At 56.0% G+C, this 18,007-nt stretch carries 17 protein-coding genes; 3 read left to right on the top strand and 14 right to left on the bottom strand.

Features of this window, described 5'->3' with window-relative positions:
- Positions 1 to 189 precede the first annotated feature (189 nt).
- The 6 genes from sufB to NYE69_RS12380 all read right to left on the bottom strand — a co-directional run bounded on the left by sufB (position 190) and on the right by NYE69_RS12380 (position 6,078).
- Positions 190 to 1,587: a Fe-S cluster assembly protein SufB gene (gene sufB / locus NYE69_RS12405; RefSeq protein ID WP_036624770.1), complete on the bottom strand. Its 1,398-nt coding sequence runs from the start codon at positions 1,585 to 1,587 to the stop codon at positions 190 to 192.
- A gap of 21 nt (positions 1,588 to 1,608) precedes the next feature.
- Entirely contained in the window at positions 1,609 to 2,031 is a 423-nt protein-coding gene (sufU, locus tag NYE69_RS12400) for a Fe-S cluster assembly sulfur transfer protein SufU (protein ID WP_340926411.1), read from the bottom strand.
- Positions 2,031 to 3,251, bottom strand: a complete 1,221-nt coding sequence (locus NYE69_RS12395) for a cysteine desulfurase (RefSeq protein WP_445744769.1) — start codon at positions 3,249 to 3,251, stop codon at positions 2,031 to 2,033. Before NYE69_RS12395 ends, sufU begins: the two co-directional genes overlap by 1 nt.
- A complete protein-coding gene (gene sufD / locus NYE69_RS12390; protein ID WP_340926410.1) occupies positions 3,248 to 4,549 on the bottom strand; it encodes a Fe-S cluster assembly protein SufD in 1,302 nt (433 codons plus the stop codon). The genes NYE69_RS12395 and sufD overlap by 4 nt, the downstream gene beginning before the upstream one ends.
- A gap of 20 nt (positions 4,550 to 4,569) precedes the next feature.
- Positions 4,570 to 5,352, bottom strand: coding sequence for a Fe-S cluster assembly ATPase SufC (sufC, locus tag NYE69_RS12385; RefSeq protein WP_036624780.1), 783 nt, complete (start codon positions 5,350 to 5,352; stop codon positions 4,570 to 4,572).
- Between the two features lie 252 nt (positions 5,353 to 5,604).
- The gene (locus NYE69_RS12380) at positions 5,605 to 6,078 is read right to left on the bottom strand and encodes a Dps family protein (protein WP_340926409.1); all 474 of its coding nucleotides are present in this window, start codon (positions 6,076 to 6,078) and stop codon (positions 5,605 to 5,607) included.
- 213 nt (positions 6,079 to 6,291) lie between these two features.
- Here NYE69_RS12380 and NYE69_RS12375 point away from each other — a divergent pair, with 213 nt between their 5' ends.
- Complete coding sequence (locus tag NYE69_RS12375) at positions 6,292 to 6,855, top strand: hypothetical protein (RefSeq protein ID WP_340926408.1); 564 nt, start codon at positions 6,292 to 6,294, stop codon at positions 6,853 to 6,855.
- Between the two features lie 690 nt (positions 6,856 to 7,545).
- On the opposite strand, the gene NYE69_RS12370 is transcribed toward NYE69_RS12375, so the two are convergent.
- Positions 7,546 to 7,923, bottom strand: a complete 378-nt coding sequence (locus tag NYE69_RS12370) for a DUF423 domain-containing protein (RefSeq protein WP_328271074.1) — start codon at positions 7,921 to 7,923, stop codon at positions 7,546 to 7,548.
- A gap of 173 nt (positions 7,924 to 8,096) precedes the next feature.
- Here NYE69_RS12370 and NYE69_RS12365 point away from each other — a divergent pair, with 173 nt between their 5' ends.
- Complete coding sequence (locus tag NYE69_RS12365) at positions 8,097 to 8,945, top strand: DegV family protein (protein WP_328271059.1); 849 nt, start codon at positions 8,097 to 8,099, stop codon at positions 8,943 to 8,945.
- Positions 8,946 to 9,000: 55 nt separating this feature from the next.
- Positions 9,001 to 9,855 carry a DegV family protein gene (locus NYE69_RS12360; protein WP_328271058.1) on the top strand — a complete coding sequence of 285 codons (855 nt, stop codon included), beginning with the start codon at positions 9,001 to 9,003 and terminating at the stop codon, positions 9,853 to 9,855.
- Between the two features lie 69 nt (positions 9,856 to 9,924).
- On the opposite strand, the gene narI is transcribed toward NYE69_RS12360, so the two are convergent.
- The 7 genes from narI to NYE69_RS12325 all read right to left on the bottom strand — a co-directional run bounded on the left by narI (position 9,925) and on the right by NYE69_RS12325 (position 17,598).
- The gene (narI, locus tag NYE69_RS12355) at positions 9,925 to 10,626 is read right to left on the bottom strand and encodes a respiratory nitrate reductase subunit gamma (protein ID WP_328271057.1); all 702 of its coding nucleotides are present in this window, start codon (positions 10,624 to 10,626) and stop codon (positions 9,925 to 9,927) included.
- Between the two features lie 4 nt (positions 10,627 to 10,630).
- Positions 10,631 to 11,296, bottom strand: coding sequence for a nitrate reductase molybdenum cofactor assembly chaperone (narJ, locus tag NYE69_RS12350; protein WP_328271056.1), 666 nt, complete (start codon positions 11,294 to 11,296; stop codon positions 10,631 to 10,633).
- A 16-nt stretch (positions 11,297 to 11,312) separates the two neighbouring features.
- Entirely contained in the window at positions 11,313 to 12,809 is a 1,497-nt protein-coding gene (gene narH, locus NYE69_RS12345; RefSeq protein ID WP_340926407.1) for a nitrate reductase subunit beta, read from the bottom strand.
- Entirely contained in the window at positions 12,799 to 16,482 is a 3,684-nt protein-coding gene (locus tag NYE69_RS12340; RefSeq protein ID WP_340926406.1) for a nitrate reductase subunit alpha, read from the bottom strand. The genes narH and NYE69_RS12340 overlap by 11 nt, the downstream gene beginning before the upstream one ends.
- Complete coding sequence (locus tag NYE69_RS12335; RefSeq protein ID WP_036624804.1) at positions 16,483 to 16,764, bottom strand: hypothetical protein; 282 nt, start codon at positions 16,762 to 16,764, stop codon at positions 16,483 to 16,485. It abuts the gene before it with no gap.
- A gap of 74 nt (positions 16,765 to 16,838) precedes the next feature.
- A complete protein-coding gene (locus tag NYE69_RS12330) occupies positions 16,839 to 17,168 on the bottom strand; it encodes a hypothetical protein (protein WP_340926405.1) in 330 nt (109 codons plus the stop codon).
- Positions 17,122 to 17,598, bottom strand: coding sequence for a hypothetical protein (locus NYE69_RS12325; protein WP_340926404.1), 477 nt, complete (start codon positions 17,596 to 17,598; stop codon positions 17,122 to 17,124). Before NYE69_RS12325 ends, NYE69_RS12330 begins: the two co-directional genes overlap by 47 nt.
- Between the last annotated feature and the right edge of the window lie 409 nt (positions 17,599 to 18,007).

Raw genomic sequence — 18,007 nt, 5'->3', positions numbered from 1 at the left:
GAAAAACGGGCAACTGCCGGACCTGATTCATGAAGCCGCTGTCAAAGTCGGGAGGCTTTCCGCTCTATTCAGCGACGACTCTACCGCTAGATGGTGGTTTTCCCCGCTATGTAAAAAAATCTATGTAAAAAAATCCGCAGAGAAAATCTGCGGATTTTACAACCTAAATAGTGGATAGCCTAACTTTCCTTAACCGATCGAACCTTCCATTTCGAACTTGATCAACCGGTTCATCTCTACCGCGTATTCCATCGGCAGCTCCTTGGTGAACGGTTCGATAAAGCCCATGATGATCATTTGCGTCGCTTCTTCTTCGGAGAGGCCGCGGCTCATCAAGTAGAAGAGCTGCTCTTCCGACACCTTGGAAACGGTCGCTTCGTGCTCCAGCACGATGTTGTCGTTCATGATTTCGTTGTACGGAATCGTATCCGACGTCGACTCGTTGTCGAGGATCAGCGTATCGCATTTGATGTTGGCTTTCGCGCCTTCCGCCTGGCGGCCGAAGGAAGCAAGGCCACGGTACGTCACTTTGCCGCCTTGCTTACTGATCGATTTGGACACGATCGTGGACGTCGTATCCGGCGCCAGGTGGATCATTTTCGCGCCGGCGTCCTGAAGCTGGCCTTTGCCCGCTACCGCGATCGACAGCACGCTGCCTTTCGCCCCGCGGCCTTTGAGCACGACCGCCGGATATTTCATTGTCAGCTTGGAGCCGATGTTGCCGTCGACCCATTCCATCGTCGCGTTCTCTTCGGCCACCGCCCGTTTCGTAACAAGGTTGTAAATGTTCGGCGCCCAGTTTTGAATCGTCGTATAACGCACGCGGGCATCCTTTTTCACGATGATTTCCACGACCGCGCTATGCAGCGAATTCGTGCTGTAGATCGGCGCCGTGCAGCCTTCCGTGTAGTGCACGAAGCTGCCTTCGTCGGCGATGATCAGCGTGCGTTCGAACTGGCCCATATTTTCCGAGTTGATGCGGAAATATGCCTGCAGCGGAATTTCGCATTTCACGCCTTTCGGCACGTAGATGAAGCTGCCCCCGGACCAAACGGCGCTGTTCAAAGCGGCAAACTTGTTGTCCGCCGCCGGAACGACGGTGCCGAAGTATTCGCGGAACAGTTCCGGATACTCGCGCAACGCGGAGTCCGTGTCCATAAAGATAACGCCTTGGTCCTCCAGGTCCTTCTGAATGCTGTGGTAAACGACCTCGGATTCGTATTGCGCGGATACCCCGGCGAGGAACTTCTGCTCCGCTTCCGGAATCCCCAGTTTATCGAACGTTTCCTTGATCTCGGCAGGAACTTCTTCCCACGTCTTCCCTTGCTTTTCCGAAGGTCTTACATAATATTGAATATCGTTAAAATCAAGCTCGCTCAGATCTCCGCCCCAACGCGGCAGCGGCATCTTCTCGAATTGTTCCAGCGACTTCAGCCGGAAATTCAGCATCCATTCCGGTTCGTTCTTAATCCGGGAGATCTCCGTCACGATTTCGCGGGTCAAGCCTTTACCCGATTGGAATACCGCCTTGTGTTCGTCCCGGAAGCCATATTTGTACTCTTCCAATTCCGGTGCTTTTTTGGCCATGAGTCAGGTCCCTCCTTAAATTTAAGATTCGGTTTGAATCCCTTTTTTCAAAGCGTTCCAAGCCAATGTGGCGCATTTGATCCGGGCGGGAAATTTATTAACCCCGGATAAGGCCTCGAGATCCTCGTAATCGTCAAAATCCACGGATTCGCCCATCATCAGCTTGGAGAAACGTCCGGCCAAATCCAGCGCATCCTGAAGCGTCCGGCCCTTGACGGCTTCCGTCATCATCGAGGCCGAGGACATGCTGATCGAGCAGCCCTCCCCGGTAAACCGGGCGTCCTTGACGATGTCGCCCTCGATGATCAGCTGCAGGGAAATCCGGTCGCCGCAGGTCGGATTGTTCAGGTCGACCGTAACGGCATCTCCGTCAAATTTCCCGCGGTTGCGCGGATTTTTATAATGATCCATAATGACGCGGCGGTACAAATCGTCCAGTTGCATTACCCAAAATACTCCTTTGTTTGGATTAAAGCTTCCGCCAGTCGGTCGATATCCTGTTCCGTATTGTACAAATACAGGCTGGCTCTGGCCGTTGCGCTCGCTTCCAGCCAGCGCATCAGCGGCTGGCAGCAGTGATGGCCGGCCCGGATCGCGATGCCGGAAGCGTCGAGCACGGTGGCCACGTCATGCGGATGAATGCCTTCCAGATTGAAGGTCAGAAGTCCGATCTCGCGTTCGCGCGGTCCGTACAACGTCAGTCCTTCAATTTCCGCCAGGCGGTTTATCCCATAAGCCGCAAGTTTGGCCTCGTGCCGATGAATTTCCTCCAGCCCGATTCCTTCCAGAAAATCGATGGCCGCCGCAAGTCCGACGGCGCCGGCGATAATCGGCGTCCCGCCTTCGAACTTCCAGGGGAGCTCCTTCCAGCTCGACTCGTACAAACCGACATCGTCGATCATTTCGCCGCCGTATTCGACCGGTTCCATCGATTCCAGCAGATGCTTCTTCCCATATAGTACCCCAATCCCGGTCGGAGCGCACATTTTATGGCCGGAAAAAGCATAGAAATCGCAATCGAGGTCCTGTACGTTCACTTTCATATGCGGCGTGCTTTGCGCCCCGTCGACGACCATGACGGCCCCGTGCCGGTGCGCGATGGCGGCCAGCTCCTTCACCGGGTTGACCACGCCAAGCACGTTGGATACATAAGAAGTGGCCACGATTTTCGTTTTGCCGGTGATCGTTTTCTCCGCATCCTCCAGCGCGATATGACCGTCCGGCTGAAGCGGAATATATTTCAGCACCGCCTTCTTCTTCAGCGCCAGCTGCTGCCAAGGAATCAGGTTGCTATGATGCTCCATCGGGGTGATGACAATTTCGTCGCCCTCATTCACGGCCGCCGCCCCGTAAGAGGATGCGACCAGATTCAGCGACGTCGTCGTTCCCCGGGTAAAAATAATTTCCTCGCGGCGCGCCGCGCCGATAAAGCGGGCTACCTTCTCGCGGGCGCCCTCGTAAGCGTCGGTCGCCCGGCTGCCCAGCGTGTGAACGCCGCGGTGCACATTGGCGTTATCCCATTCGTAGTAGTGCTTCAGCGCCTCCAATACTTGGACCGGCTTCTGGGAAGAAGCCGCGCTGTCCAGGTAAACGAGCGGATGCCCGTTTACCTCCTGCTGCAAAATCGGGAACTGTTTTTTGAGCTCTTCGGCGTTTATGCTCATTGTCCCAACTTCCTTTCCACCAGAGCCTGCAATTGCTTTTGCAGCGGCTCCAGCGGGATATCCGACACGACCGGAGCCAAGAACCCGTAGATGATCAAGCGTTCGGCCTCGGCGCGGGAAATGCCGCGCGACATCAGATAGTAGATTTGCTCAGGGTTGACCTGGCCGACGGATGCGGCGTGCCCGGCCGTAACGTCATCCTCGTCGATCAGCAGAATCGGATTGGCGTCCCCGCGCGCTTTCGGGCTCAGCATCAGCACTTTTTCCGTTTGCTGGCCGTCCGCTTTGGTCGCGCCTTTTTCGATTTTCGTAATCCCGTTGATGATCGCCGTTGCCGATTCGCGCATCACCGCGCGGGTGATCATTTGGCTGCTTGAGCTTTTGCCGTAGTGAACGGCCTTCGTCGTGTAGTTCAAACGCTGCGACCCGGAACCGACCGCGATCGCTTTGACGTCGGAGCTCGAGCCGTTGCCTTTCAGAATCGACAGCGTTTCGCTGGCCGCGTCGCCGCCGTTCATTTCGCCGACGATCCACTCGATGCTGCCGTCGTTTTCGACGATGGCGCGCCGGAACGTCAGGTCGGTCGCGTGCTCGCCCAAATGATGCACCGTAGCGAACTGCACCTTGGCCCCTTGGTTTACGAACACTTCCGCGGAACCGTTGTGCACGATTTTGCCGCCCAGGTTTACGGAAATGTAATTATCCGCGTATGTGACCTTGCTGTTCGCTTCAGCCACGATCAACACGTGCGGCGCAAAAACAGCTTCGGCCTCATCCAGCAGGAAAATGCTCTGCAGCGGCGCCTCGATTTCCACGTTTTTCGGCACGTACAGGAATACCCCGCCGTTCCACAAAGCCGCATGCAGCGCGGTAAGCTGGTTTTCCTCCGGCTTCACCGCCGCGTGCAAATATTTCTGGACAAGGTCGCCGTGCTCGCGGGCCGCGGTTTCCAGATCCGTAAAAATAACGCCCTGTGCCGCCAACTCAGGCGCAAGCCGGGTAAATACGGTGTCGGAGTTGCGCTGCACAAGCAGATTGCTTTGCTCCGTCAAATCAACAAGCGAAGTTATGCTTTCCGGAAGCTGCTGCGATTTTTCCTGGCGAACCTCGCTTAATCCCCCGTAATTGTTCAGATCCCAGCGGTCGAGCCGCGTTTTCTCCAATTTAGGCAATTCCAGTTCCGCCGCCAGCTGCAGCGCCCGCGACCGGTTATCGGTCAGCCACGCCGGTTCGCCGCGCTTAGCGGAAATTTTCTTCAACTGCTCCGCTTCCACCGGAAGAACGGTTTGTGTCGTCATCTTTTGGTTCCTCCTTCCGCTTAGGCTTCTTGACCGACCGTCTCGTCCACGATGCCAAGCTCTTCTTTAACCCAATCGTAACCGTCCTGCTCCAGACGTTCCGCCAGCTCAGGGCCGCCGGATTTGACGATGCGCCCTTGCATCATCACGTGCACGAAGTCCGGTTTGATGTAGTTCAGCAGGCGCTGGTAGTGGGTGATGATCAGGAAGCCGCGATCCTCGCTGCGGATCGAGTTAACGCCGTTCGCCACGATGCGCAGCGCGTCGATGTCAAGGCCGGAGTCGATTTCGTCGAGAATGACGAGTTTCGGATCGAGCAGCAGCATTTGCAAAATTTCGTTCCGCTTCTTCTCCCCGCCGGAGAAACCTTCGTTCAAATAACGGTGGGCGAATTCCGGATTCATTTCCAGCACCTTCATTTGTGCTTCCATTTGACGGATAAATTTGATCAGCGAGATTTCGTCGCCTTCTTCGCGGCGGGCGTTGATCGCGCTGCGCAAAAAGTCGGAATTCGTCACCCCGGCGATTTCGCTCGGATACTGCATGGCCAGGAACATGCCGGCGCGGGCGCGCTCGTCCACTTCCATCTCCAGCACGTCTTCGCCGTTCAGCGTAACTTTGCCGTCCGTCACTTCGTATTTCGGATGTCCCATGAGCGCCGATGCGAGCGTACTTTTCCCGGTTCCGTTCGGGCCCATAATGGCGTGGATTTCTCCGCCTTTTATCTCAAGATCGATCCCTTTCAGGATCTCCTTCCCTTCAATCGTCGCTTTAAGACCTTCCACAACAAAATGTGTAGCCATTTTTCCTGCTCCTTCCATCGTACGAGAGTTTAGCCAGGGACGCTGCCCTTTGTTTTTGCCATTATAGCATAATAATTATCACATTAGAATAATTCTAAGTGATTCTCATTGATTCTCATTTCATTCTAACCTACTTTGTATGCATAATCAACGTACGCCGGCGGATGGCCGTCATACGAAAAAGGCTCGGCCCTCTTCATGACGGCCAAGCCTGTTCAAACGTAAGGGGGGACCGACTTAAGCTTTCCTAAATCAGCCCAAGTAAGAACGCAGCATCCACATGTGTTTTTCCCAATCTCTTTTATACCCCGTCAACAAGTCGCTGGTGGCATCATCGCCGGCCTGATCGGCCAAATCGATCGCTTCATGATAAGACTCCGCCATGGTGGCAAGGTCCTCGACCAAGCTCTGCACCATGGCCTGAGGCTCTTCCTGCCCCGCCGCTTCCTGGATGGTGGCCAAGTCGAGATATTCCTTTAACGTTGCCGCAGGCTTCCACTTCAGGGCTAGCATCCGTTCGGCGATGGCGTCCATCTGCTCCGTGGCTTCATTATACAGCTGTTCGAATTTGGCATGCAGGGTAAAGAAAGTCCCGCCTTGAACATACCAATGAAAATGATGGAGTTTGACGTATAACACGTTCAAATTCGCCACCTGTACGTTAAGCAGCTGCTCCAAGGCCGTCTTGTTCGACTTGCCCGTCGGTTTGGCATCCGATTGCGCCATGATTCATCCCCTACCTTCATCCTGGAATAGAGTATGCTCCCTTATTTATTACCCACAACCAGTGTTTACGAAACGGGTTCGATTCATTCGGATAATTGTAAAATTTTTACATATTCTGTTTCGTGTTTTTTTGGGAATTTGGGGCTATGATTGTTTATTGAGCGGTGCTATTATTAATGAAGTCAAACCGAACACGACTTTTATGGGGGAACTATGGACAAGCAAAATGAACAGCATCATGAGGATGAATCCGGTTACTTATTTAACGTGGAAGTGTTGATTCGGAGCAAAACGAACGGGCAAGCGCTGCAGAACCTGCTGCAATTGTTGAACAACGGGCCCGACATCATGGATTTCCGAATTAATTCGGGAATAGAACTGGGCGAAATCATCGATTCGCTGCTTGCCAACCGGAAGCAGTCCTTTATTTCCAAGACCTATAAGCGCTTGGGAAAAACGGAGGCGAACAACAACGCTCCCGATGACGGCAAACAAAGCAAACCCCAGCCCAAAGCGGAAGTGCCTGTCCCGGATCAAGCCGCCAGCGGCTTTAAGGACTTTGCTTCCAGCGAGGAATTTCAGAAGTGGATTCAAAGTTACATTACGGGAAACAAACTGGTACGGTTATATATCAACCGGAACGGGGAACGGATGAGCATCCCGTGCCGGATTTTAAACTTCCTGCCGGAAACGTACGCCTTAAACGTGTATCATGTGGACGAGAAGCAGGTCTATAATCTGAAGCTGAGCGAAATTATCGACTTCCTGGATACTTAATCCGGGAAATGGACGATTCACGTCATTCAGCCGAGCTTATCGTTTTTCTTGGAAAGAAGGGCGGCCTGCTGAGCACTAGCATTGCATTAAATCTGACAAGATACATTTTCAGCCACACCAATATTCTAACGGTTGCCACAAGCGTTATTTGTTCCAAAAACGTTGATTTTAAATTGTAACGGTTGCCATGGAGCTTATTTCGCTGAAATCCGGCTTAGTTTGCTTAGATTCAGGCAAATAACGGCGCTCACAACCGTTAAAGTTTTGAAAAAGGCTTTTTTCGCAAATTAGCCGCTGCTCCAACCGTTAGATTTCCGTCAGGCGCATTATCGGCTTGAAAACATGATCATTTCCCAGTTAATGCAACGCTAGTGCCCGCTGAGATGAGATCAACTGCAAAAGTGCATTCTATTTTCCGTAAATCACCATTTTAGAGCGATTGAAATGCAAAAGTGCATCTCTTTAGGGGCTATTCGATAAATAAGGAACTTTTGACCGGAGCTGAAATGCACTTTTTGCAGTTGAACCACCCTTTTCGGGGAATTTCGACGAAATTCGCCTGCACTTTTGCAGTTCACGGGATTTCGTTCTGGTCGCACCAAAAGTCGAGTTATAAATTTTCATAAAAGACGGCTGAATCCGCTCCGCCGCGGAGCCCTTCAGCCGTCTTTTCCGTTGTTGCCGAGTCTGTCAGGCCTTCCTGTTCCAAGCCTCCAGCGCAAGCAGCAGCCAACCGGCGATAAAAGAAACGCCGCCCAGCGGCGTAACCGGCCCGAGCCAGGTCCAATGGAGTGCCGCCAATCCGTACAGGCTGCCGGAGAACAGGATGACGCCGAGCAGAAACAGCCGGCCCGCCCAGCGAAGCCGTCCGGATTCCCCCCATTGCCCGGCAAACAACGCCGTCAGCAGGATGGCAACTCCGTGAATCATCTGATAATGCACTCCGGTCTCATAGGTGGCGATGGCCGTTTCGCCGATTTTCGCCTTCAACATATGCGCTCCGAATGCGCCAAGCGCAACGGCGAGTAGCATGATGACCGCGCCGATTCCGGCATAGGTGCGCCGCATTTTTTCCGCCTCCCCTTGTTTGTCCATTTCGCCAAAATTCATTCATGTTCATTCTACCTCAACCATCCGTCCGATATCTACAGCAAGCGGAAATAAAGCCTATGACCGATGCCTTTCCCTTGTCTTTCGCTTTTTGCTAAAATAGAATAACCGAACTATGTAAGGAGATGCTTATGGCAAACGTGAAAATTTTCGCAGACAGTACCTCGGACCTGCCCGCAGAATGGATTCCCCGCTATGATATCGGAATTATTCCTTTATATGTCGTGTTTGGCGGCGAGACGTTCCAGGACGGGGTGGATATCACGCCGGTCGATATTTACCGGAGGGTCGAGGCTGCCGGGAGTTTGCCGAAAACAACCGCTCCGTCGCCCAAAGATTTTATGGACGCCTTCGGCCCCCATATCGAACGCGGGCAGGACATCGTTTATATCAGTCTTTCATCCAAACTCTCATCGACCTATCAAAATGCGCTGATCGCCGCCGCGGAGTTCCCGGAAGGGCGGATTCACGTTGTGGATTCCCTTACTTTATGCAGCGGCATCGGCCTGTTGGTCATGAAAGCGGTCAAAGCCGCCGCGGAGGGCCGCACCGCCGGCGAAATCGCCGCGCTGGTCAGCGCTATCCGGCTGCGGGTGGAAACGCAATTCGTCATTGACACGCTGGAATATTTGTATAAAGGCGGACGCTGCTCCGGCATGCAGAACTTTATCGGCAGCCTGCTCCAGATCCGGCCCGTGCTCAAGCTGGTGGACGGGAACATCATCCCGGCCTACAAGGTCCGCGGCCGCAAGGAGAAGGCGGTTCAGCAGATGCTGGACAACGCTTTGGCCGACCGGGACAACATGGACAACGATCTGATCATCGTCGCCCACACGCTGGCCGAAGAAGAGGCGCTGCGTTTGGCCGCGATTTTGCGGGAGCAGACGGGAGCGCGGGAGGTCGCCGTGGCCGAAGCGGGCTGCGTCATTTCCAGCCACTGCGGGCCCGGAACCGTTGCCATTATGTACACGAGACAATAATCGGCCGCCTAGGCCGGGCTGTTGCAGAAAGGCCACAACTTTTAGGAGGATCACTATGGCATCGATCAAAATTTTCGCGGACAGCACCTGCGATTTGCCGGCGGATTGGATTCAGCGGCACGAAATTGGCATCGTTCCCCTGTACGTCACTTTTTCCGACCAAACGTACAAGGATGGCGTCGATTTAAGCGTGCCCGATCTTTACCGCAAAGTCAGCGAGACCGGCAAGCTGCCGAAGACGGCGGCGCCGTCGCCGGCCGATTTCATTCAGGCTTTCTCCCCATATGCCCGGCAAGGGCAGCAAATTCTATGCATCAGCTTGTCTTCGGAGCTGTCCTCTACATACCAAAACGCCCTGATTGCGGCGGAAGAGTTCCCGGAAGGGACGGTCACCGTCTTCGACTCGCTTAATTTATCGACCGGCATCGGCCTTCAGGTGATGAAGGCGGTGCAGGCCGCGGCGGAAGGCAAAAGCGTCAGCGAAATCATCGACCTGCTCACCGCGGTTCGGCCCCAGGTCGAAACGGAGTTTGTCATCGATACGCTGGAGTACCTGTACAAAGGCGGGCGCTGCTCCGGCATGCAAAACCTGATCGGAAGCCTGCTCAAAATCCGCCCGGTCATCAAAGTGGCGGACGGCAAAATGACCCCGGCCTACAAAATCCGCGGCAGCCGGGAAAAAGCGCTCGACCAGCTGCTGAACAACGCGCTTAGCCGCTTGAACGATATGGATAACGACATTATTTTTGTCACCCATTCCCTGGCGGATGAGGACGCGGCCAAGCTGAAGCAAGAGCTTGAGGCCAGAACGGGGGCCAAGACCGTTGCCGTCTCCAATGCCGGCTGCGTCATTTCCAGTCATTGCGGCGCCAAAACGATCGGCATCCTGTATACGAAAAAGACAAGCTGACGTATAGATAGAGTCATGTCCTTTTAACTGCCGCGAGGCGGCTGGGACATGACTCTATTGGTTTAACGCCTAAGTTTGCGGCTTGCCGCGTTTGTAGCTGACCCGCGAGCGGTATTGCTGCGGCGCCCGGGCCGGATAGCGGACCGGCAGCGAAAACATATGCACGAGCTTCGTAAACGGGATCGCGGCGAACAACAGGAACGCCGACAGGACGTGCAGCCGGAAGAGGAGCGGAACGGTGTCCATCAGGTGATAATCCGGCCGAAGCGCCAGCAAACTGCGAAACCATGGACCTATGGTAGTGCGGTATTCGTAAGCGGCCACCGTCGTGTTGTATACGAGCGTCATAAAGGTCCCGTTGGCGGCGACGATCAGCAGCAGGATCACCGTAAAATAATCGGCAAATCCGGCGTGGGCGCGCACGCGCCGGTTCGTGATTTTGCGAATCAGCAAAATAATCAGCCCCAGCACCACCATGATTCCCGCCAGCCCGCCTCCGGCAATCGCAAAGATGTGGTACGTTTCATCGCTCACGCCCATGGCATGGTATACCCTTCGCGGAATCAACACCCCCATCACATGGCCGACAAAGGCGAAGATGATGCCGTAATGGAAAATCGTGGAACCGAGCCGCAGCCATTTTTTCTCAAACATTTCCGTCGAAGGAGCGGTCCAGCTCACTTGGCGGAAGGCAAACCGGTATAACAATCCGCCGATCATCACCACCAAGGCGATGTACGGATAAACGACCCACCAGAACAATCCGGTCATGAAGCTACCCCCATTCATTCAGTTGCATCTTTGGAAAAACGATAAATCCGCTCCCGTTCGGGCGGCTATCGTCCATCCCGTACAGAATCGGGTAAGGAAGCTCGCCTTGGTCGGCCTGCTCCCGCTTCTCCGTAAGCCGGCGGACATCTTCCTCCGAGGGTTCGCCAAAAACGTCCGCCACGAGATGGCGGAGCAGTTCCCGGTAAGGGTTGTCCTCCGCCAAATGCTCGCAGATCCGCTTCGTGGCGACGGCGAGCCGAAGCTCCAAACCCCGGACTTGGACATGGTCCGGACGCACGGCCAGCAGCTCGAACAAGAGCGGCATATAATCGGCCAGTTCGCCTTCAGCGGCGGCAAAACCGGCGTCCTTGATGATTTGCTGCAGGAGAATCAGCGCCGCGCCGCGCTCCCGGCTGTCCCCAAGCTCATGCGCGGTGAGATACAGTCCGGTTTTTTCCTTCCAGTCAAAGGCCCAAACATACTGCTCCCTTAGCTCCTTCAGCGGGCAGGATAACAGCGGGCGGCTTGTCTCCTGAAGACGTTCAGCCAATAGCGGGCTTCCGGCTTCCCGTACCGCTTCCAGCATGCTCCGCGCGGTTTCCGGAAAATCGTCCTCCGGATATCCCAGCAGTCTGGCCGCAAATATCAAACTGATTTGCTTGTCTTCCATCGCCAACCTCCTTACTCTACCTGTCTTCTTTGGCAACCCATTGCGACAAAAATCCTTCCTCCGGCGTGATGCCCTCCAGACTGCAAGCTCCCTGACGGTAATGCAGTCCGGCTTCGCCGATCATTTCCCGCCGGCCTGTAGGGATGACGAAACGTTCGTTGTGCTTGGCTACGGCAAACAAACGGGCCATCTCTTCGATTTCCTCCACGCTGGTTTCCGCCTCCCCAAGCAGCTTGCTGCGCTTCAGCTCGTCCAAGCCGCCGACCGCACGTTCCCGCACGCGCATCGCCGTCATCTTCAGCAGCACCCGCCGGATCACTTTCGTGTCTCCCGCCGTCAGCAGGGAAGCCAAATATTCCAGCGGAATCCGCATCTGATCGACCGCCGGGATGTACATGTCCGTCTGCAGCTCGTCCTCCTCGATATGGTTCATGATCGGGCTGAGCGGCGGTACGTACCAAACCATCGGCAAGGTGCGGTATTCCGGATGCAGCGGCAGCGCCACCTTCCATTTCATCGCCAGTTTGTAAACCGGAGAACGCTGGGCCGCATCGATCCAAGCATCCGTGATCCCCGTTCTTCTCGCTTCCTTGATGACCTCCGGATCAAACGGATCCAGGAAAACGCCGAGCTGCGATTCGTACAACTCCTGCGGATCCTCTGCCGAAGCGGCGGCTTTCACCCGGTCGGCATCGTACATGACGACGCCGATATAGCGAATCCGGCCCACGCACGTCTCGGAACAGATCGTCGCCAGCCCGGCCTCCGTACGCGGGTAACAAAAATTGCATTTTTCCGCCTTATGGGTGTTCCAGTTGTAATAAACCTTATGGTACGGGCAGCCGTTCATGCAGAACCGCCACCCCCGGCAAGCCTCCTGGTCAACCAGCACGATCCCGTCCTCGTCGCGTTTGTACAGCGCGCCGGACGGGCACGAAGCGACGCAGGAGGGATTGAGGCAATGCTCGCAGATTCGCGGCAGGTACATCATGAACGTTTTTTCATATTCCAGGGCGATATGCTCCTGCAGCTTTTTGACGTTGGGATCGAGCGGGACGATTTCGCTGCCGCCGGCCAAATCATCGTCCCAGTTCGGCCCCCATACAGGCTTGTCCATATACTCGCCCGTAATCAGCGACACCGGCCGCCCGACCGGGAGATGCTTGCTCTTTGGGCTGTGCAGCAGGTTGTCGTAATCATAGGTCCAAGGTTCATAGAAGTCGTCCAAATCGGCCATGTTCGGGTTGTAAAAAATGTTCGCCAGCTTGGTGATCGGGCCTCCGGCACGCAGCGCCAGCTTACCGCCGCGCAGCACCCACCCGCCCTTGTATTTGCCCGTCTCCTCCCATTCCTTCGGATAACCCGGGCCCGGCCGCGTCTCCACGTTGTTGTACCACATGTACTCCGTGCCGGGGCGGTTGGTCCAGGTATTTTTGCAGGTGACCGAGCAGGTGTGGCAGCCGATGCATTTGTCCAGATTCATCACCATCGCGACCTGCGTTTTAATCCTCAAGCCAATCTACCTCCTTCAGCGGGCGGATGATGGTCAGCGTATCCCGCTGGTTTCCCGTCGGACCGTAATAGTTGAACCCGTAGCTTAACTGAGCGTAGCCCCCGATCATGTGGGTCGGCTTGAGCGTAATCCGCGTCACGCTGTTATGCGTACCGCCGCGCTGCTTGGTGATCGACGTCCCGGGTACGCCCAGCGTGCGGTCCTGGGCATGATACATGTAGGCGATGCCTTCCGGAATCCGGTATGTCAGCACGGCCCGGGCGGCCACGACGCCGTTGCGGTTGTATACCTCGATCCAGTCGTTGTCCTTGATCCCGATGGAAGCCCCGTCCTTCTCATTCAGCCAGACGACCTGCCAGCCGCGGAACAGGGTCGTCATCTGGTTGGTGTCGGTGAACATCGTATGGATGCCCCACTTCTGATGCGGGGTCAGGTAACGGAGCGTCAGCGATTTCCCGTTCTCCGGCACGCCTTGTTCCCCTTTAAGAAAAGGAACGTGCCTTAGCGGCGGCAAATACAGCGGCAAAGCCTCCCCGAAATCGAGGATCATTTCATGGTCCAGATAAAAGCTCTGCCGCCCGGTGAGTGTCCGCCAAGGGATACTGTATTCGGTGTTCAGCGTAAATGGCGAATAGCGGCGGTTGTCCTTCTCCAGTCCGCTCCAGACGGGCGCGGAAATGGCCTGGCGGGGTTGGGCCGTGATATCGAGCAGCGTAAAGGCTTCCTCCGCGCGCGGCAGGGCGATCTCCACGAGTTTTTTGCCGGTCTTCTGCTCCATGTCGCGCCACCCTTCCACAGCGCGCTCCCCGTTCGTCGCCCCCGACATCAGCAGGATCGCTTCGATCACCTGGCGGTCGTCATACAAATCCGGCTGGCCTTTGCCGATGCCTTCACGCTTCGAGGCGCCAAGCCGGGCCAGCAATTGTTCGTAAACCCGCTCGCCCGGGATTTTCACCGCCTTCGAGCCGTACCCTTTGCGGATGTTGGGCCCGATCGTAATCATCTTGCCGTAAACGTCCTTGTAATCGCGCGGCACGATGAGAAAATGCGGCATGCTTTTACCGGGAACCGCCGCGGTTTCCCCTTTGCGCCAATCCTTGATCCTCCCGTGCACCTGGGCCACTTCGTCCGGGCTGTCATGGCCGAGCGGAGTCATCATCACGTCTTCGCAGGCGGGGAGATGCTTCTCCGCCAGATCGGAAAACGTCTTGGCGATCTCCCGGAACGCGTCCCAGTCGCTTTTGCTTTGCCATGGCGGCGAAATTGCCGGATTAAACGGATGGATGAACGGATGCATGTCCGTGCTGCTCAAATCGTGTTTTTCGTACCAGGTCGCCGCCGGCAGCACGATGTCCGAAAACAGCCCCGAGCTGGTCATGCGAAAATCGATGCTGACGAACAGATCCGTTTTGCCTTCCGGCGGCACGTCGTCGGTGTGCACGACCTCCGGCCGCCAAGAGTGGCTCGGGTCGGTTAGCACCTGATTGTCGGCCCCGATCAAATGTTTGGCGAAATATTCATGCCCTTTGCCGCTGTCCCCCAGCAGATTCGAGCGCCAGTTGAAGAACACCCGCGGAAAGTTGCGGGGGTCGTTCGGATGCTCGATCACCCAGTCGAGTTCGCCTTCCGCCGCCATCCTGGCGATTTCCCGCACGGCCTCCTGATCGTCCGTCAGCCCCTTTTCGCGCATTTGCCGCGCCAGGTCGATGGAATTCTGGGTGAATTGCGGGAACGATGGCAGCCAGCCAAGCCGCACGGCCAGCGCATTGACGTCGGCCGGATGCATTTTGCCGTACCGCCCGCCCCAAGGCGTATCCTGCTCTTCATTCGCGCGCACCTCGTAGCGGAACTGCTCCGTCACAAAGTAAAAATACGACGTGCCGTTCTGCAGCCGCGGCGGCCGGATCCAGTCGCCGGCAAAGGCGATCTGCTGCCAGCCTTCCAGCGGGCGCACTTTTTCCTGACCGACGTAGTGGGCCCAGCCGCCTCCGTTTACGCCCTGCGCCCCGGTCAGCATCACCAGGTTCAGGATCGAGCGGTAAATCTGATCGCTGTGATACCAGTGATTGGTCCCCCCGCCCATGGCGATCATCGAACGGCCGCCCGTTTTGGCCGCATTATCGGCAAACTCGCGGGCCACCTGGATGCAGTGCGACTTTTTGACCCCAGTGATCGCCTCCTGCCAGGCCGGCGTATAAGGCTTCATATCGTCGTAATCGGCCGGATAATCGCCAGGCAGGCCGCGCGGAACGCCGGCGTGGGCCATCATCAGATCATACACCGTCGCCACCTTAAACGTCTCGCCCGACGGGCTTTGCAAGTTTTTGACCGGGACACCGCGCCGCACCGTTTCGCCCGCTTTTTCCGCGAAATACGGGAAATCCACCTGCGCGACTTCGTCGGCATCCTGGATAAATGTCAGCTGCGGGTCGATTGAAGTTCCGTCCGGCTTGTTCAGATCAAGGTTCCAGCGGCTGCTTTGATCCCAGCGGAACCCTTCGCTCCCGTTCGGTGCCTCCGGTTTCCCCGACGCTGTGTCCCAGACAACGGTTTTCCATTCGGCAAGCTCCTGCGCATCGCCCAAGTCAGCCGCCCGCAGGAAGCGGTCCGAACGGATCATGCCGTGCTCCTCCTTCACGATGACGAGAAAAGGAAGATCTGTGAATTTTTTCACATAATTAATGAAATAGGGGATCTCCCGATCCACATAAAACTCTTTGAGAATGACGTGCGTCATCGCCATCGCCATCGCCGCGTCCGTGCCGGCCCGGGCCGGCAGCCAAATATCGGCGAATTTCTCGTATTCGGAATAATCGGGGCTCACGCCGACCACCTTGGTGCCGTTGTAACGCGCCTCGACCATAAAATGGGCGTCCGGCGAGCGGGTTTGCGGAATGTTCGTCCCCCAGATGATAAAATATTTCGTATTGTACCAGTCTCCGCTCTCCGGCACATCGGTTTGATCGCCCCATACCTGCGGCGAAGCGGGCGGAAGATCGGCATACCAGTCGTAAAAGCTCAGGATCGTCCCGCCGATCAGCGACAGAAACCGGGTTCCCGCCGAGTAGCTGACCATGGACATGGCCGGAATCGGACTGAACCCTACGACGCGGTCGGGCCCGTACCGCTTGATCGTATGGATCGTGGCCGCGGCGATCATCTGGCAGGCCACGTCCCAATCGCCGCGTACGAATCCGCCTTTCCCCCGGGCTTTGACGTAGCGCGCTCTTTTTTCCGGATCGCCGACGATGTTCTCCCAGGCTGCAACGGGGTCTTTTACGGCGGCCATTTCCTCCCGCCACATTTCGTAGAGCTCCCCGCGAATATACGGGTACTTCACGCGCAGGGGGCTGTAGGTGTACCAGGAGAAGCTGGCTCCCCGCGGGCAGCCGCGCGGCTCGTATTCCGGAAAATCGGCGCCTGTCGTCGGATAATCCGTCTGCTGCGTCTCCCACGTGATGATGCCGTCCTTCACGAACACATTCCAGCTGCAGGAACCGGTGCAGTTCACCCCATGCGTGGAGCGAACGACTTTGTCGTGCTGCCAGCGGCCGCGGTACAGGCTTTCCCAGTCCCGTCCCCTTGGGCTTTCCTCCGTCCATCCCTCATTGATGACTTCGCCGCGCCGCAAATGTTTCAGCGCCTGGAGCAGCTTGTTTTGCTTATCGCCCACCTATGAGTTCCCCCCTTCGCTTCCGCAAATCCGCGGCGCCGGATTAAACCGTTCGCCCGCCAGCTTAAACGCCCCTTCTCCCGCTTGCAATTCCTCCGCAAATACGCTCCATGCGCAAGCATTGCAAGCGGCCAGAATCAACCGCTGCAGCTCGTCCGGCTTGCGGATCGCCGCGATCCGTTCCACCGCCGCGCGCGGAATCTCCCCGAACCGCATGTCCAGCACCGCCAGCAAGTCCTCCTGATCCTGCGCTGCCAAAACGTCAAGCTCATGTGCTTCCATGTCGACCCTTCCTTTCCGTCAAAACGAATTCGGCCCTCCTGCGGGTAGCAATTCCCCGTGCCATGCCATAGACTTTAGAGCCGCGCTTTTTTGTAGTACTCCGCGATCAGCGTTTTTTTCACCTGTTCCGCCGCCTGGCGCATAAAGCCGCCGATTTGCTTGTCTTGATTTTCGACCATGTCCCAGGAAAAAAAACGGCCTTCCAACCGGTCGAACCTTTCACCGTAGCGGACGTAAACGGCAACTCCTTGTCCGCTCGCCTGCCCGCCGGCTTTTACGTCATAAGGATGCAGGTTCAGCCGGCGGAGCTCGCAGGTCAGGCACTCGTACAGCCGGGGCACCACCGCCCGCAGCGGTTTATCCGGCAGCAGGGCCGTCAACTTCGGGGCCGGAAACGGATCCATGGCGATTCTCCTCCAATTCCTTCTCCACCATTGCTTCTTCATCCCGGTTATGTATCTGGTCGATCAGAATCAGCGCTTGAAACCGTTGCAGCACCTGCTCGTCCATCTCGCCCCGCTCCAGCCGCGCTTTGATTTCGGCGACCAGTTCCCGCATCAAATTGTGATCCCGGGTCAAAGCGATTATGACGTCCCGAAGCTGCGGCTTCAGCTCCACCGCCTCCAGGTATAATCCTTCTTCCTCGCTTTGCGCGTGCTGGAGCGTGCGCGATTCCCAATGTTCGACGGCGATCCAGGCGATGTCAAGCGCTTTGTCCCGCTCGCCCCGGCGCAAGCTCCGCTCCACCAATTCCGCCAATTCTCCGGCTTCCTCAAGCGCGGCCTCATGAATCAGACCGTGGCTGTCCGCCCGTCTCAAAGAGGGCCCCGACATTTCACTCCACTTCCTTTTCCTACCTGAATTTTTTATTAGCGTTTGTTCCGAATCTGAGAAATATACCTTTTTAACTCAACTTTCGCAGAGCAAAATCGACTTAATCCCTGATGCTGTACCATTTGCCCAATCGTTCGTTTAATTGCATTTCATGCAGCTATTTCCTCGTCTTTTTGACTCTTCTTCGAAAGATAGCGGAGTAATTGCAGGTTTTATACTTAATCAAGCGCTGTGGCAGCATTTGCGGATATGTAAGTGTACATTTTGCAACTATTCCATAACTCCGGATCCGGTAATCCGCTTTGCCCCGTTACATTAACGCTTGCTTACCAATTTCATGCTGTGAACCCCCATCGCGTATACCAATAGTTCAACATGTATAACCAACAGTTCTACTTATATAGCAACT

Source organism: Paenibacillus sp. FSL R5-0527, from assembly GCF_038008055.1.
Taxonomy (GTDB): Bacteria; Bacillota; Bacilli; order Paenibacillales; family Paenibacillaceae; genus Fontibacillus; species Fontibacillus macerans.
This window is presented reverse-complemented; position numbering and strand designations above follow the sequence as displayed.